The sequence below is a fragment of the Rhodococcus sp. 3258 genome, from assembly GCF_031456475.1.
GTDB lineage: Bacteria > Actinomycetota > Actinomycetes > Mycobacteriales > Mycobacteriaceae > Rhodococcoides > Rhodococcoides fascians.
The window spans coordinates 74,597-90,634 of the sequence record NZ_JAVDUT010000012.1 but is presented as its reverse complement, the minus strand read 5'-3'; the positions used below and the strand labels follow the sequence as shown (position 1 = coordinate 90,634).

Below are 16,038 nucleotides of genomic sequence, written 5' to 3'. Positions count from 1 at the left end.
CGCGCTCGGCCAGCAACGCGTCCAATATCGCCCCTGGCCGCCTTCGCACCAAATCGCCCCCCCCCCCCCCCCCCCCGGAGCCGATGCAGCTCTTCGTCGGGCAGCGGGCGTTCATCGCGTACGGCGCTCCGTGGAAGGACGCCGTAATCGCCCTCATGGATCCGAGGTGCGGGTACGACCCGTGGAAATACGACGAAGAGATGCATCAGGACGACGTCCTGATCACAGTCATCGAGACGGAACCGCGGTTGTTCGGCTGTATCGAGCTCATCAGGTGGGACCCGGGAAGAGGCCGATTCTTCATCGCCGACAAGTGGAACCTCGTCACGCTGCCTGCGTTACCCGGGTGGCTGTCCTTGCCGACGTATCCAGGACCCCTCGATCACGACACCGGCAGCTATCTGTTGGAGACTCTGGGGACTCAACGATGGGGAGTACGGCTGTACGAAGCCGGAATCGAATCGGCCACCACAGCCGAGTCCGCACGCGTCATGATGAACAGCGGCGGACAATGCACGCACTGCGACGAAAACATCGACCTGGCACGTACCGACGCACGCGAACGCATTCACACCTACGTCTGTGAAGCCAATTCACATGTGGGCGATCACTATTCAGACTGGTCTGCGGCGCTGTGCACGACCTGCTACGTAAAGATGAGCGCCGGCGGATTCACAAACTATCTGGACTTCCGGTTCGCCGCGAACCCGCCGTGCCCACGGTGTTCGTTTCGCCGGTCGGTCGGCTACGTCTCGCGACCCTATGCCGATGATCTGCCGACAACGGATTCACCGTGGGAGTTCTCCAGAGAACCTCACCGGCACTGGGACAATCGTGGGTACTGGCTGTGCCACCACTGCCATTTCGTGTTCGGCGAACCGCCCGGGACCGGCGACAGATTCTTCTGACCGGCGTTCGAGTCGTATTTTTCCGACACGGTGCGTGTGTGACAAGAACGAGGAGAACTGGGTGACAGACATCAGCGGCGCGCAGTACTTTTACTACGCCTCGTACGACGGCGACCACACCGTGACGGTCGCTCGTGTGAGCGACGCCGACTTCGACACGTACCAACGCTACGACGTCGAGCGCTCGACCTGGATCATCGACGACGAGATCGACATCGAAAACGAAGACGAAGACTGGAATTCCGTGACGGTCGACGAAGCGGACTCGCTGACCGAACGGCGAGCGTTCGGGCTCGATGGCACTCCCCCTGGCGACCCTGGCTACACGGTGGCCATCGACCTCGACGTGTCTGCCGCCGAGTTCGGCGAATCCACTCTGCAGTCAATACGTTCGAGCGCACCCAACCTTGTTGACGCACGCGTGCGTTCAGGCAGCACCGGGCATGGGCAGATCGTCGTAGAGATCCCAGACACCGGGTGGTTCGCCGCCGGGTCGGCCGGCGTCGCTGTCGCTCGCGACATCGAAGTGTACTGGCCGGTCCAGGCGGTACAGATCTGCCGAACCGACCTGTGGAACGACGGCGAGCAAGCGGTCCACTGGTTGGCACCGAACTTTGCGGAGGTGCTCGACAGCCGTGTCGACGACTGCATCCTCACGCTTGAGGTCGTGCCCAACCCCTGGCCAGGCCGGGATCTGGATCAATACTCGTTGCCTGGGGAGACCTCGTACCCGACATCGACGGGAAGCGGCAGCGCTCAGCTGAACATTCCCAGGTCCGGCCGAAACTGCGTCGATGAGGCGGAGATGTCCTCCAAGACCGCGCACCTCCTGAGTAACGAGTTCTCCATTGCCCGCATCCGAGTGAGTCGCGCACGGTTCTACCGCCACGAATACCCTGTCAGCGGATCGTTTCCGGCTACCGCGCCTCCATCGGAAACGGTCTCCCCTGGTTGGCATTTCGGTTCATTCATGTCGTCGGAGCGATTCGTCGTCATCACCGACCTCGAACACGATTTCACCGGATGGGCAGTTGAGGTCACGCAGGACGACGACGTGCACATTGCACCGATCTCGGCAAAGACTCTGTATCGCAACGACAGCGAGGATCTCAACCTCCACCCCCAGGGAGAGATGCTCCACGGCTTTGCTGCATCCGTCGAACCCGGCGCTCGACTGATTGCGTTCATCACCGCATCCGGCGCGCGGATCGAGGTCGATTCATGGATCTACATGACCGAGTGGCTGACCGAGTCCCTCGCGGACAAACCGTGCGCACTTATCATTGACCTTGGTCCGAGTGACTACATCCCCAGCGAAGACGACGAGAACGACGTGGTGTGCGCCCAGTTGATCGTCATGGCCGACGATGTGTTCATGGTCCGGCGCTCGCGAGTGGAACTGGGCCATCTGATGTTCGCCGACTACTCCACGGAGTATGTCGAGCTCGATCGGTGGTACCTCGCCCCTCATTTCGACGACTGCACCGACGGCTACCTGTTCACCAAGGATCGACGTCTGGCGGCGGAAACCTGCGTCACCTGGTTCCGAGACAACCAAGGAGCCAGCGAGCCCAGCAACATCGGCTGCGACTACCGCCACCCCGACGAACTGCTGCCGAATGATGATTCGACTGAGTCCTGAACCACAGACTTCGCGCGCTTGTCATCTCGCAGTCAACGAGAACCATCAGTTCGCACCCGTCAGCTGACGAACAACAGAATCAACCCCCCAGCATGAACAAGGCTTTGTCGACATCACGTGCGAGCCACGTAATGTCCTGCGCTGCAAGTTGCATTCTGATGTCTTCCACGATCTGCATGTAGCGTCGATACTGTCCGCGACTCGTTGTAGTTTTCACGCCAAGACCCTTCAGCGCCGCGACGGCCCGCCTGTCGAAAACAGCCATGCGCTCCGGTGCCGCAGCAAGGATCAGAGCCGACGCCAACGCGTCGCCAGAGGAGAATCCCGGCAAGACGCTCAGAGCACTCCGTGCCTCGCCGGCTGCCGATACAGTATCGGTCACCTCGTTGTTCGCTGCGACATACATTGCCCCAGTTGCTTGTCGGACCACGGTGTCCGGCGTTCTGTTCAATGCCATGACCCACGGCGTATCTGCACGCAAACGCTTCCAGAACAGCAAAGCTCCGATGTCGACTTTGCCCAGGCTCTTTGCGTCCTCAACTCGGGCCACCACGTCGAAGAGGACCTCGTCGTAGGCTTCGGACGCCGCCGCGTCATAGGCAACATGCGCGTCGACAAGGCGTCGAAGACCGTTGGCTTCGAGAATCATTGCTGATGCACCGGTGCCAACTCCTGAACGAATCGACCTGAGTCTTCGTACACGCACCCGACCCCATGCTCCGAGAGCAAAGCGAGCAAATCATCGACCGGCTTGTCAGGAAGCAACATTGAGACCGCCGGTTTCGAATCGATGTGCCTTCGATAGTCGAGTAGCTGCCCCAACGCCATTCGGACAGCCTCTCGTGAGCTAGATGCCTTGGCCTCGTATAGAACATTGTCCGTGTGGTCAAAAACGTCTGCAAGAAGCGAGCGCGCGCCATCATCGACCTTCATCTGATAGCTACTCACGTCCGAGTTCCGCTTGACCAGCGTGGCCGCGAATCTATGCATCATTTCGCTCTCGGCACGCCGCGCACGGTAAGAAGAGAAGTTCTCGACGTAGTACTCCTTGATCCGGTTTTCCTCCAACGGAATACGTCTTGATGAGGGCTGGCCGGGAGCACTTCTGCGTCCGCCGAGCCAAGGGTTGTCGGTGGCGCGGCCCAAGTCTTCGATGTGCCTCGCCCACAGCTCGGCCAGTACGGACGCCGACGGCTCTTTGATCAGCCGACCTGAGTTCAATACTGGGAACTTGAAGTCGGTCAGAGCAGATTGCACTTCTTCGACTGGTAGGCGGTCTTCGTCGGCAAGCATCACGTCCCAGCTGATGTCGACGTACTTTGCTTCGCGGCCGCTGTCACCCCAGTGCTCGCCAGGGAAAATGCCGTCCGAGATGAGCTCACCGGCCGCTACAACGCCACGATTTGTGCCTGTGCGCAGCATGAAAACACGATCCCCTACCAGGGGATCGCCATAGCCTTGGCCGAAGCTCCAGAAATCCGGATAAGTGAGACCCGCAGCGGTTTCTTCGATCATCTCCTCGCGAACAGAAGGATTGAGGCCTTCGTCACTTCCGTTCCACAGTACGAAGAAGCTCTTGTTCATTTCCATACCATCTCCTTTGATCGGATTCATTCGCCGTTCAAGAGCACAGCAACCACTCCGCACAGGTGCCGCACCTCCGCCACCGTGGGTGCCAATTCGTACGCATGGTGATGGCAGGCATTGCTCAGCCTGTTCCATGCCATCGCGGCAGCGTCGGCGTTCTCAGCTGTATCCAGTGACCTCAGAATCACCAACCGCGAGCGCATGCTCGGTCGCTCGATGTCCACGCCTAGCGCCACGCATCGCTCGATAACCAACTCCTCCAACGCCTGGCGAGCAAGGAAGGCAGCCAGACGTGCGGAGCCGCCTGCAGCAGGGTGACTTCCGTCGAGCAGCATTTCCGCGTTCCTGAGCGCCACTGCCGGCGACGTCGCAGTAGTCATTCGGCGAGGATCCCGTCGACCATCTTCTTCAAATCGTTCACCACTTCCCAGGTGATCGGCCGATCTGCACCTTTGTGAGTGCCGGCGTTCGCGATGTGGAGCGTCGGGAAGCGTTCGGTGCGAAAGCCCAGCCACTGCGATAGGTCGCGTTCGGAATCCTGGTGCACGGCCAGCGCAACCTTGTTGCGAGTCTTGTGGACTGCCGACCACCGCTCCTCGGTCACCATCCGAGACTCTCCCGCCCGGTGTTGCTTTGCGTAGAACACCTGCTGCGCAGCCGATTCCAAAGCCAATCGGAACAAGCCCGGCGCAACCCGACGCTTGACGTCGTCGGGCACATTCTCGTCCAACACCAATGCCCGCACATCATTGAAATACCGAGTCGCTTGATTCTGTGTCTCGGAAACACTGATGTTGGAACCTGGTTCGCGCATCACCTCGACGAGCCGAGCGTCGACCGCGAGTTGCCTGATCGCTGTGGCCAATCGGTCGTCGTGCGAGAACACGATGACCTGCCTGGTCTTCGCGAGCGTCGACAGAACCTTGATGAAGCCATCGATCTTCGCCGGATCCATCGCCTGGATCGGGTCGTCCAGCACGATGAATCGAAACGGACTGTTCGGCGTGGTCGCTCTCGGAATGAACAGCGCTAATGCCAACGCATGCAGCTCCCCTTGACTCATCACCGACAGTGCCTCGGACTCCACGCCGTCGACCGAGCCGGTCATCACCACTCGCCGGCTGGTGTTGTGGCCCACCAAGTTGATGGCACCGATGTCGACATTGCTTTCCTGCCGCAACTCCGCCCAAATGTCGCGCGCCTGCTCGGCAATCGGAGCGAGCCGCTGGTCCCTCAATTGCTTGGCATGCGAGGCAATCCACTTCTTGGCCGTGTCGACGTTTTTGACGGCCTCATCCGCCTCTCGCGCCGCGGATTCGAGAGTTGCCCACGCGGCCAGACGTCCAGCAATCGGCGCCCAGGTGTCCTCACGCTGAGCCGCCGCTTCCCTGGCCTCGGTGCGCAGCGCCTCAGCAGACTCGATGACCGCGGGCATTGTCGTAGCCAAGTGGTCCGCCACACCGGAAGAACTCGACGGTTGCTCTCGCGCCGCGGCGACGGACTTCCGATACTCGGACAAGGAAGGCAGGTCGACGCCCTCCACCGCGGTGGCGTCGGCGATTTCGTTCCCCAGTTCGACTGCGGCGCGTTGCGCTTGGTCGAGTCGGCGGCGGCTGTTCTTGTAGGCGGCCAGTTTCTGGCTCTGCTCGGCAAGCTGCGCCCGCGAGTGCTCGGCCCACGCATCGTCGAGCGTCCCCGTCGCACAGACCGGGCACTCGATAGTGCCCGTCTTACTGTGCAGTCTCAGGGCCGCATCGAGCAGATCGTTGCGCTGCTCCACCACCGACAGTGCCTCATCAGCGGAATCCGCGGTATCGGCCGCAGCTGCCCGGAGCTCCGCCACCACCTCGTCGACACGCTGCTGTGTCGGGGCGCTCAACGCTGCGAGCCGCTTCAAACCGATGAGCGCAGGCGAGGCCGATGCGTCGGCTCCGGTGGCGAGCGCCAACACCGCATCGAGATCCGCAATCCGCTTCTTGACCAGGTCTGCAGCAGTTTTCACGCGATCGTCCGACGCATCCGACAACGAGGTCTTGAGCTGGCGCAGGCTCTCTGCTGCTCGTTGCCGGGGCCCCTTGATCTCCTTCAGTACCGCTGCCAGTCGCTTCTCGGCATCGGTGATCTCGTCGAGTCCGAGGAGTTTGGCCAGGGCGTCGTGCAGGGTGGACGGCGTCGCGTCGAACAGTCCACCGATTTCGTCGTAGGACAGGATCGGGCGATGTAATTCGACGGCAGACTTCCACCCAAGTGCTTCGGTACCGGTGCTGCGCTTCTGTTTTCCGACCTGAGTCCAGGTGGAGCATCCCTTCAGCGCGGCATCGGAAGTCCAGTCGACACCGACAATCGTCGGTTCGGACCCTTCGATCGTGAGCCCCACCCGCACCTCACACGGGTCTCCCTGATGCAGATTGCGCCAGGTATCGGCCCACAGCTTGGCCTTGTTCTCCCAGCGGTAACTCGAACCGGTAATCGCGAATTCGAGTGCCTCGGCAAAGCTCGACTTTCCCGATCCGTTGCGGCCACTGACGATCGTGATCCCCGGCGCGGGGTGTAGCTCCAGCGCTGCCTTCGGCCCGATACCGCGGAACCCCGCGACAGTGATCGAGGTCAGAAATGCACCGACCGGCTCTTCGACGAGCTTGCTACCCGCTGGCTCCGGAACGTGCGGGGTCGAGATGCCGTCGAGCAGCTCTTGTAGTGCTGTCGGCCCTTCGAGTGCGGCCAAAATAAAGTACTTGACCTCCTCGGACAGCTCGGCATCCGCGTCGATGGCATCGATCACGACGTCGACGAGTGGCCTGTCGACAGCATTGTCGGCAATGGTCACCGGCACTCCCCTGTTCGTTCTGATGGCTAACCAGACCCAACAGTTCCATACGGGACCGACAGTTCGCAGGTACATCAATGTCTCCGCGCTGAACTCTCAGGATCGCCCGTTGCCCGGAGGTCATTCGGCGACAGTGATCGGTGAGCTTTACAAGCTCACCATTCGTTCGCGTCTTCAGCTTTGTGCATTGTCGATGGATTGGGCCAGACCCTCAGATCGAAGAAAATAAAGCGACAATCACTCTTCGGCAACCACTAGTTCGCGTGCCACGAACTCGCTCACGACTATCGGTATCCCGAGTCCGCCACCTGAACCATCGCAAAGAGCATCCATGATGTCTTCGTGGTGCGCGAAAGTGTCGTGCCGATGCTCGACGATTCGTCTGATGACGTCGCCTAACTCTGCCCATCGTATGAGGAAGTCAGGTGAGGACTCGGCAACCCCACCATCAAGAAAGGCATAGGAAAAACTGTTCGTATTGGCACGTAGGAGCACGTCGAGCGCATCGTCGCGCAGTCGAAATCTGGTCATATCACGATGCCTCACGCTTGTTGGCTACAGGTCTTTGATCTGCACATTCATCAATTAAAACAGCCCCAATTCTCGACATAGCGGTCGTGTGGCGATTCTCAACAGCCGTCGAAGCAGATGGCTCTGGTCGGAGAAGCGTGCTCATGGTTTGATTTCCACTCCTCGAGCGATGTGACTTGGAGGGATGGGTAGCCGGTCAGGCGGAGTCCGCTGGAAGCACCGGGATCGAACCGTCGGACCTGCGCGATTTCGATCGCAACATCCGCCTGTAGGCTGCTCAGCCGAATTGGATGCTGCAACCATAACTGCACACGCCGACCGGCTTGGTACAACAGTGCGAAAGGAGCGCTGCCCGAGCCCCCAGACTTCTCAACTATTGAAGAACACTGCTTCTGTCGGATGGGCGTGTCATCCTTACCGCATGCCGAACGGACGCAACGCCGACCCTGATGTAGTCGCCGAGAAAATTGCTCGTATCAGAGATCCGCACGTTCGACCGCTGAACTTACTGGCTGACGTCATCGCAGATTCCGTCGGTCTCCCGCACGGCCACGTTCCCTACGTCGATCCAGACCAGGGCGGTATTGACGCCCGAATGTTGGTGCTGCTCGACAACCCTTCCACAAAAGCTGAGAGCGGCACTGGATCGGGCATGCTGAGCCTGGACAACAACGACCGAACGGCTCGCAATTGCCGTGAAGCATATGAACGCCACGGTGTCTCACATGCCGACGTGGTCCACTGGAATGTAGTTCCCTTCCCCGTCGCAGGCATCAAGAATGGCGGTTCCACCCCTGCCGAGCGAACTCGATCCGTGCAATGGACAAAGGCTTTCGTTGAGTTGTGCCCACGAATAGAGATCGTTCTCTTGCTCGGTGCCGCAGCTCGTGACGGTTGGACGCGCTCAGGAATCGACCGGGATTTCTATGTCGTCCCAGGGAAGATTCCTCACTGTTCAGCACGGGGGTTGAACACGGGCGGCGGACGGGAGCGTTTTGAGTCCGCTATCGCACAGGTCGCGGAGATGCTTCGATAGACGACAGCTGATCGCGCTCGCGGATGCATCTACCGTTCGAACTGGCCTGTCGGCAGCGGAGCGTGGCAATCAGGATCAGGCCCCCGAACCGCAGTCGACGGGCACGATCGCCCCGGTCACCGCGGAAGCCCTGTCACTGAGCAGCCACGCGGCGGCCTCTGCAACTTCGCGGGCTTCGGCCATGCGACCCATCGGTGACGCAGCGCTACTGGCTGCGATGACACCGGGTGTCTTTGCCTCCCATTCGTCCATCATTTCTGTCGCAGTGCCTCCGGGCATCAGACCGTTGACGCGGATCCCCTCAGGGGCCCAGGTGACCGCTGCGGTTTCGGTGATGCTGTTGAGCGCCCGCTTCATCGCCCCGTACGCCGGAAGCGGCGGAACTGCACGGCGGCTGCCGATGCTCGAAGTGTTCACGATGGCACCGCCGCCACTCCGACGCATAAAGGCGGCTTCGGCCTTCATCGCGGTCCAGTGAGCGCGGAAGTTAACGGTGAACTGCTCGTCGAGGTCGTCTTCGGTGGTGGTGTCGAGCGGACCTATCTGCTGCTGGTTGACGCCACCGTTGTTGAACGCGCCGTCGAGTCGTCCATGCAGCTGCTCGACGCGGGCGACGGCGGCACGGATGCTGCCAGAGTCAGCGAGGTCCATGGAGACCGCGTCGGCGGTACCCCCGGCAGTTCGGATTGTCGTCACGAGCTGATCGAGCGCATCGATGTTGCGGGCGGCGAGCACAACAGCAGCACCCTCAGCCGAGAAGAGTTGAGCCGCAGCAGCACCGATTCCTCGACTTGCACCGGTGATGAACATGATTTTTCCGGCCAGAAGGCCGGCTGTACTGGAAGCTGTTTCGATGGTCATGATGCAAGCATCAAGGCGCATCGACACCGGATACAGGCACAAACGGTACTAGGGTCCGACGCCCAAATCGGGGCACAATCGAGCTCATGGACAAGCAGGAACTCGGGGCGTTTCTCCGTAGCCGCCGCGAAAAGCTTCAACCGCAGGATGTGGGTCTTCCGTCCGGCCCTCGCCGCCGGACCCCGGGTCTTCGCCGTGAAGAACTAGCCGTGCTCGCGCATATTTCCACGGAGTACTACGTGCGCCTCGAACAAGGCCGCGCACCACGCCCGTCGGCAGAAGTGCTGGCAGGCATCGCGGCTGCCCTGTACCTCGACGACACCGAGTCCGACCATCTGCACGCGCTGGCGGGCACCGCACCCGCGAGATCAGGTGTGCACCGGCGCGATGTTCGGCCCAGCATTCTCACGCTTCTGGAACGGCTACCGCAGACCGCCGGCATCGTCATGTCGGCCGCGTTCGAGGTACTCGCCTGGAACGATCTCGCAGCAGCGCTCATGGAGGATTTCGGTGCGCTGGCCCCTCGTGATCGCAACCTTGCTCGCAAAGCTTTCCTCGGCACCGAGCAGCCGGGCGAGCGGCTCTACGGCATCTCCGACGACGTCCACTTCCGCCACAGCGCCGTCAACGAACTCCGCACCGCACTCACCCGATATCCCACAGACGAGACTGTGCACAACCTCGTCACCGAACTGCGCGAGGGCAGCCCCGACTTCGCGCGACTGTGGGAACGACACGACGTCGCAGTCTCCCCCGCCCTGCGAAAGACCTTTCGGAACACCCCCGTTGGAGAGATCACGGTGGACTGCGATTCGCTGAAACTCGTCGAACTCGACCAACACCTGATCCTGTATACCGCCGCTGCCGGCAGCCCCGATGCCGACAAATTGGCGCTACTGGCAATGATCGGACCGAAGGAAACTGATCACCACGACAAGCCAGCCGGGACCCGCACCGAGTGACAGCAGCCTTCGATCTGTCGGTACCCGATGCTTCGATGGCGGTATGTCACGACTCGACGAGGGGTTTCCGCCTCCCACGGCCTGTGTGCAGTGGTGTCAGCACCGCAGCTACGACCTGCACGTCCTCGACGACGGTGTGGAGGTGGACCTGGATTGGTGGAACGGCCACCTCGACCGCGCAGGCCACGATCTTCGGCTGCGTGGCCGTAACCTCGACGGAGAAATCGTCGAGTACGGCGGTGCCACCGTGCAGCGCAACGATCTTAGAATCGGCACCGATCTGACTGTAGGCGAACATGATTCGCTCGGACTGCTGTTTCTCTGCGCGGCGTGGCAGGGCAGCCATCGCCACCGCAGAGCGATGCGGCGATTCCCCGACGTCATGAACCCACACCTCAGCCGACCCGACGAGAACCCTGTCGCCAAGACTCTTGGCGTGCTCGATAGCTGCGTCCGCAACCGCGCAGTGCCCGACCACCCGAACTCCACCTGGTCCGGCTGGCCCGATGCCCCCGGCGTCGGAATGTCCCTCATGGCCACGTTCCTGTGGGCAGTGAAAGCGTCGGTCTACGGCGGGCCGGCGCAGCTGATCGATCAGTACGGAGTCTCGACCCTCATCCACGAAGGGTGGCTCGAAGACCCGTCCGTCACCGGATTCACTCGTCGCCGCTACGACCGCTACGTCGACCTCATCACCGCATGGGCCACGGACATCGGCACCAGCCCCGAGCTCGTCGAAATGTGGCTCGTGCAGCGCTGGAGCGCCCGACTCAGCGAAGCACGGAACGGCCGCTACACCGCGCCCACGTTGTTCTGAATCAGCTGGCAGATCAGGCAGATTCGAGCGTGGAACGTATTGCAGCACAACGACCGTTGCCACATCACGGCACCAACAACACACCCAGCCCGGGGATCAGAGCATTCGACGCATCGGGATTCTCGCGGTCGTGGGTCACCGTTACGAATACCGGACCCGCACCCGTTCGAGCCGTCACCTCGGTCGGCAGGCGATAGGCCTGCGGACCACCCTGATTGGCCGGCTGCGTCCGATCGATCTCGTCGTTCCAGTGCCGCAAGCCGGCGGAGCCTGCCTCACCGGTGGACAGGTTGCGCCAGTTGACCGTCAGATGCCGGTAAGCGAACTGGTAGTAGTACGGCCGGATGTCGGCGGCCGAGAAACGCACCTCACCCGGCTTCTCCCCGACCACCGCGCGAATCGGAATGGTCTGAATCAGTCCGCCGGGAACGCCCGCAGGGACGAATTCCGGCCCCGTGACAACAGGCACTTGCAGTACCGACTCTTGCGGCGCAGCGGTTGCAGTTCCGACACCTACGCCGAAGGCCAGGGGGGCGGACAGCGCCAGGGCGGCGACGCCGCAGCGGATCGTTTTCCTCATCGAGTTTCCTTTCGTAGGTGCGCTCAGGGCACGTAAATCAAGCCTTTGCCCGGGATCAGAGTGTCGGCGTACGGCGCACTGTCGTAGTACTCGCGGTAGTGCGTCACGGTGATCTCGACCCAGCCACTACCCGTGGGCAGCGCGACCTCGAGTGGTAACTGTTCTGCGCGCAGCGGCGGGAGGTCGTTCGGCGGGCCCGGGTTGGGGTTGTCCTGCCAGTGCCGCAGTCCTACGGTTCCACGAAACCCGATGTCCCAGTTCCGCCAAGTCACACCGAGACTTCGGTACGGATACTGGTCTGCATACGGCGCGATATTCGCCGCGGACAACAGCAGAACACCCGGCTCGGTCCCGACCGTGGCCTTCATCGGAATGGTCTGAAACAACCCACCGGGCACCGCACCGGGCGCGATCTGAAAACCGGTCACTACTGGAACCTGCAGCAGCGTGCTCTGCGGCGCTGCCACAGCCGTTCCCAGGCCGATGCCGAGCAGCAACGGAACTGTCAGTGCGATCGATACGACCGCTCGCCGCAACGTCTTTCGCATACCGCACGCCTTCCGCTCATGTCGCACAATGGGATACCGGTTCGCTCGGGGCACCGGACCACTCATTCGAGCCCGAACCTGAAACATCGAGCGCTGCTCGAGCCGTTACCCGACCCACCCTCGCAGCCACCGCGACAAAAGGACCACTCGTATACCGATTCGTGACGGGGTCGTGACACGAAAGACGTTAACAGACCACTTGGCCCGTTCGATTCTCTGATCAGAGGTGATGCACTGTGCAGACGCCGGTGAGGACGAACAAAATGAGTCGAGTCCGCAGAGTCGTGGCCACGTGCGCACTGATCGCCGCGACCGGCTTCGCAGCCATCGCCTGCGGATCCGAGGAACCCACAGGAACCGCGTCACCGCCCACCACCACTGCAGCCGCAGCTCCGTCGGCCAACGGCTACACCGACTCCAACGGCGGCAGTGGCCCCGGACCCACCGGAGAGATCCCCGACGCTGCCCCGGTGCCGGCTATACCCGTCGAGCAAGGCATCCCCGCTGTGCCACCTGCCCCGAACCGCGACGACGTCAACGTCGATGCCCGCGATTACGAACAACCCGGCAGCCAATACTTCTTCCAGTCCCCCAGCGGCAACGTGTTCTGCGGCTTCAACTCATCCAACGCACCCGGAACCATCGTGGGCTGTCAGGTGCGCTACTCGGTGCCGGGAAACACCGGACGTGAGTGCGCCAACGCCGCGAACAACACCTACGGGGTGAAGATCAACCAGGACGACACCGTCGAACAGATCTGCACCAATCAAGGCATCTTCGTCGGAGATCCGAGCAGCGGAGAGCCTCGAGTACTCGAGTACGGCCAGGTCATCGGAGTGACCGGCACCTTCTGCCGCTCCACCGAGGGCGGCATTGCCTGCTACAGCGGCGACCACGGCTTTGTGATCTCCCGCGACGTCAACATCGCGTTCTGAGAACGGCTTTCACGCGAGCTGGTCCCGTCGAGCCTCGGTGACGAAGTCGTCGAGATCGGCTCGCCGCGTCATTTCCCAGTAGTCGACGATCCTCCACGGCAGTGTCGAGACAACGCGTCCGGCGTCGTTGCGGTACCAGTTGTCCATACCGCCGTGCGACCAGATCATCTTCGCGTGCGCCTCGTCGTGCTTGCGGACATACTCCGTCTCCACGTCGGCCTTGCACTCGATGGCTCCGATTCGCTTGTCCACCATGTCGATCAGCACATCGACGATGTAGCGGACCTGACATTCGGCGATGGTGATGTAGCTGCCCCCGTGGCCCAACACTGTTCCGGGACCGCAGGTGATGAAGAAGTTCGGGAAGTCCGGGACGGTGATGCCGAGGTACGCGTGCGCATCTTCCGGGCCCCAGATATCGCGGATGGACTCCCCTGATCGTCCGCGCACATCGATCGGCGTCAATAGCTTGTGGGTCTCGAAGCCGGTCGCGAGGATCACCACATCGATCTCGGTCTCCGAACCATCCCGTGCCACCACCGAGTTCGCGGTGATCGACGACACGGCGTCGGCGATGAGCGTGACGTTGTCGCGCTTGAGCGCGGCGTACCAGCCGTTGTCGAGCAACATCCGCTTGCCGAAGGGCGGGTAATCGGGAAGCGACTTCTCGATCAGGTCCGGTCGGCCCTCGAGCTCGGCTTCGATGTAGCGGGTGAAGACGCGTCGATGCGCGTCGTTCATCGGGTTGATCGAGCGCTGCGGATGCTCCCATTCGGGATCGACCTGCAGCGAGCTGTGCACACGATCGTTGAAGTTCCAGGCCAGCCTGGTCCGGTACCAGAGCCGATACAGCGGAACGACATCCATCAGGTAGTTGGCGTCGTCGCCCATCTCGGTGAAGTACACGTCACTCGACGACACCCACTGCGGCGAACGCTGAAAGACCGTCGCATGCCCCACCGTCGACGCGATGGCCGGCAGCACCTGCATGGCACTGGCCCCGGTTCCGACGATGGCGACGCGCTTACCGGTCAGATCCAGATCGGCCGGCCAGTTCGCCGTGTGGAAGATCGGGCCGTCGAACGACTCGAGCCCGGGAATGTGGGGCACCTTTGGCCGATTGAGCTGACCAGTAGCGGTGATTACCACGTCGGCGGTCAGCGTTTCGCCGTCGACCGTCGTGACGGTCCAGACCTGTCGCTGGGCGTCGTACTCCGCGGTCGCCACCTCGGTGTCGAAGCGAATGCGTTGCCGCAGATCGTGTTCGGACGCGACATCGCTGAGGTACTCCCACACCTCGTCACGCTTGCCGAAGTGCGTGCTCCAGGCCCGCGGCGCGAAGGAGTAGGAGTACAGGTGACTGGGGGTGTCGACACCCGCACCGGGGTAAGTGTTCTCGAACCAGCCGCCGCCCACGTCGGAGTTCTTCTCCAGCACCACGTGACTGATGCCCGCCTCGTGCAGCTTGATGGCGGCGAGCATGCCGGAGACACCGGCACCGATCACGATGACCGACAGATCGTTCGGCGCGGCCACCGGAGTGTCCGAGGCGGTGAAGCCCATGTCCTCGGCGACCATGACGCCGAACTCGGGAGGAACCTGCTCACCGACGGCCACGCTGATCATCTCGACCAGGTGCTCCGAATCGGGTGACGGCACCGCCATTGGCGCACCCTCGTGGAACGCGCAGATCGCGTCGAGTGCTGCGGAGCGGATGCGGTCGGCAACGGCGTCGTCGAATCCGCCCGTGTCGTTGTTGTCCATGCCTCGACTACGCGTGGGGCGGTATGGATCGGCGAGCCACGTGCGATCGCCGGTCAACTGATAGAGCACCGCCACCAGCGTGGGGAGGTTGGCCGCGGTGAGAGCCCGCGAGAGCCGATCCCGATCTACCCCACCCACGGTTTCCGCTGCCGTTGCTGCGTCTGTGGACACCGGTACCTCCTATTGCGAGCTGCTCAATCCGACTTCGACAGCTCAACTAACCACGGTTAGGCAATTTGGCGCAAGGGTTTCGCGATCCTCAGATTCACAGCATTTGAACCCTTGACAATGTGGCCCACGCCACACGATGCTTCATGGCACTACCTAACAGCGGACAGGCGAAGGGAAACACCCATGGAACTCACCGAGGCGATGCGCACCACCGGCACCTGCAGGCGGTACCTCAGCGATCCTGTTCCCGACGAGGTGTTCAAGGCCGCGTTCGACGTCGCCCGCTTCGGCCCGCAGGGCGGCAATCGTCAGCCCGTGCGATGGATCGTCGTGCGCGACGCCGCCCGCAAGCAGGCCCTCGCTGACCTCTACCTCCCGATGTGGGACGCCTACTTCGCCGGCATCACCGGCGGAACCGTCGCCGTTGGCGCTCTGCCCAAGACCGTGCAGGACGCCGACTACTTCGCCCGTCACCTTCACGAGGTGCCCGCCATCGTGGTGGTCTGCGCAGCGTTGGACGGACTGCACCCCACCGACCACGAACTCGGCCGACTCTCCGTCGTCGGCGGCGCATCCATCTACCCCACCGTGCAGAACCTGTGCCTGAGCCTGCGAGATCAGGGCGTCGCAACCGCGGTGACGACTTTGCTGTGCCACGAGGAACCCGCCATTCGCGAACTGCTCGGCATCCCGGACGACTACATCACCGCCGCGCACATCGCCGTCGGTTATCCCGAGAAGTCGTTCCCGCGCAAGCTCACACGCGATCCCGTCGAGCAGATCGTTGCGGCAGAGACGTTCTCGCAGCCGATGTTCGACTCCGCTGCGCTCTCGCCTGCACTGTAAAACCACAGCATCTGAAGGAGTCC

Annotated in this window: 16 protein-coding genes; 7 read left to right on the top strand and 9 right to left on the bottom strand. The window is 62.1% G+C overall.

All coding sequences use genetic code 11. The features are described from left to right. The first annotated feature begins 83 nt into the window (after positions 1–83). Together J2X62_RS24190 and J2X62_RS24185 are read left to right on the top strand one after the other, a co-directional pair. A complete protein-coding gene (locus J2X62_RS24190; RefSeq protein ID WP_283542277.1) occupies positions 84–908 on the top strand; it encodes a hypothetical protein in 825 nt (274 codons plus the stop codon). 61 nt (positions 909–969) lie between these two features. Continuing rightward, complete coding sequence (locus J2X62_RS24185) at positions 970–2,550, top strand: hypothetical protein (protein ID WP_310183962.1); 1,581 nt, start codon at positions 970–972, stop codon at positions 2,548–2,550. A gap of 79 nt (positions 2,551–2,629) precedes the next feature. Here J2X62_RS24185 and J2X62_RS24180 read toward each other — a convergent pair whose 3' ends face one another. From J2X62_RS24180 to J2X62_RS24160, 5 genes are all read right to left on the bottom strand, one after another. After that, entirely contained in the window at positions 2,630–3,199 is a 570-nt protein-coding gene (locus tag J2X62_RS24180) for a hypothetical protein (RefSeq protein WP_283542275.1), read from the bottom strand. After that, positions 3,196–4,140: a hypothetical protein gene (locus tag J2X62_RS24175; protein WP_283542274.1), complete on the bottom strand. Its 945-nt coding sequence runs from the start codon at positions 4,138–4,140 to the stop codon at positions 3,196–3,198. The genes J2X62_RS24180 and J2X62_RS24175 overlap by 4 nt, the downstream gene beginning before the upstream one ends. 20 nt (positions 4,141–4,160) lie before the next feature. Next, complete coding sequence (locus J2X62_RS24170; protein ID WP_283542273.1) at positions 4,161–4,517, bottom strand: hypothetical protein; 357 nt, start codon at positions 4,515–4,517, stop codon at positions 4,161–4,163. Continuing rightward, positions 4,514–6,964, bottom strand: a complete 2,451-nt coding sequence (locus tag J2X62_RS24165) for an AAA family ATPase (protein WP_283542272.1) — start codon at positions 6,962–6,964, stop codon at positions 4,514–4,516. The genes J2X62_RS24170 and J2X62_RS24165 overlap by 4 nt, the downstream gene beginning before the upstream one ends. Before the next feature lie 237 nt (positions 6,965–7,201). Then, positions 7,202–7,495 carry a hypothetical protein gene (locus J2X62_RS24160; protein ID WP_094623235.1) on the bottom strand — a complete coding sequence of 98 codons (294 nt, stop codon included), beginning with the start codon at positions 7,493–7,495 and terminating at the stop codon, positions 7,202–7,204. Positions 7,496–7,916: 421 nt separating this feature from the next. Here J2X62_RS24160 and J2X62_RS24155 point away from each other — a divergent pair, with 421 nt between their 5' ends. Beyond that, a complete protein-coding gene (locus J2X62_RS24155; RefSeq protein WP_310183956.1) occupies positions 7,917–8,531 on the top strand; it encodes a uracil-DNA glycosylase in 615 nt (204 codons plus the stop codon). Between the two features lie 75 nt (positions 8,532–8,606). Here the strand turns inward: J2X62_RS24155 and J2X62_RS24150 are convergent, their stop codons facing one another. After that, a complete protein-coding gene (locus tag J2X62_RS24150; RefSeq protein WP_094623237.1) occupies positions 8,607–9,392 on the bottom strand; it encodes an SDR family NAD(P)-dependent oxidoreductase in 786 nt (261 codons plus the stop codon). Positions 9,393–9,478: 86 nt separating this feature from the next. Here J2X62_RS24150 and J2X62_RS24145 point away from each other — a divergent pair, with 86 nt between their 5' ends. Continuing rightward, the gene (locus J2X62_RS24145; RefSeq protein WP_283542270.1) at positions 9,479–10,354 is read left to right on the top strand and encodes a helix-turn-helix transcriptional regulator; all 876 of its coding nucleotides are present in this window, start codon (positions 9,479–9,481) and stop codon (positions 10,352–10,354) included. A gap of 43 nt (positions 10,355–10,397) precedes the next feature. Beyond that, on the top strand, positions 10,398–11,171 hold the full coding sequence (locus tag J2X62_RS24140; RefSeq protein ID WP_094623239.1) for a hypothetical protein: 774 nt from the start codon (positions 10,398–10,400) through the stop codon (positions 11,169–11,171). Positions 11,172–11,235: 64 nt separating this feature from the next. Here the strand turns inward: J2X62_RS24140 and J2X62_RS24135 are convergent, their stop codons facing one another. Then, a complete protein-coding gene (locus J2X62_RS24135; RefSeq protein ID WP_256991827.1) occupies positions 11,236–11,751 on the bottom strand; it encodes a hypothetical protein in 516 nt (171 codons plus the stop codon). A 23-nt stretch (positions 11,752–11,774) separates the two neighbouring features. Next, positions 11,775–12,299: a hypothetical protein gene (locus J2X62_RS24130; protein WP_094623240.1), complete on the bottom strand. Its 525-nt coding sequence runs from the start codon at positions 12,297–12,299 to the stop codon at positions 11,775–11,777. 263 nt (positions 12,300–12,562) lie between these two features. Between J2X62_RS24130 and J2X62_RS24125 the strand changes: the two genes are divergently transcribed. Next, positions 12,563–13,234 (top strand): hypothetical protein, encoded by a 672-nt coding sequence (locus J2X62_RS24125; RefSeq protein ID WP_094623297.1) that lies wholly within the window; start codon positions 12,563–12,565, stop codon positions 13,232–13,234. A 9-nt stretch (positions 13,235–13,243) separates the two neighbouring features. Here the strand turns inward: J2X62_RS24125 and J2X62_RS24120 are convergent, their stop codons facing one another. Next, a complete protein-coding gene (locus J2X62_RS24120) occupies positions 13,244–15,169 on the bottom strand; it encodes an NAD(P)/FAD-dependent oxidoreductase (protein WP_310183950.1) in 1,926 nt (641 codons plus the stop codon). A 183-nt stretch (positions 15,170–15,352) separates the two neighbouring features. Here J2X62_RS24120 and J2X62_RS24115 point away from each other — a divergent pair, with 183 nt between their 5' ends. Continuing rightward, positions 15,353–16,015 (top strand): nitroreductase family protein, encoded by a 663-nt coding sequence (locus tag J2X62_RS24115; RefSeq protein ID WP_027497814.1) that lies wholly within the window; start codon positions 15,353–15,355, stop codon positions 16,013–16,015. Positions 16,016–16,038 lie beyond the last annotated feature (23 nt).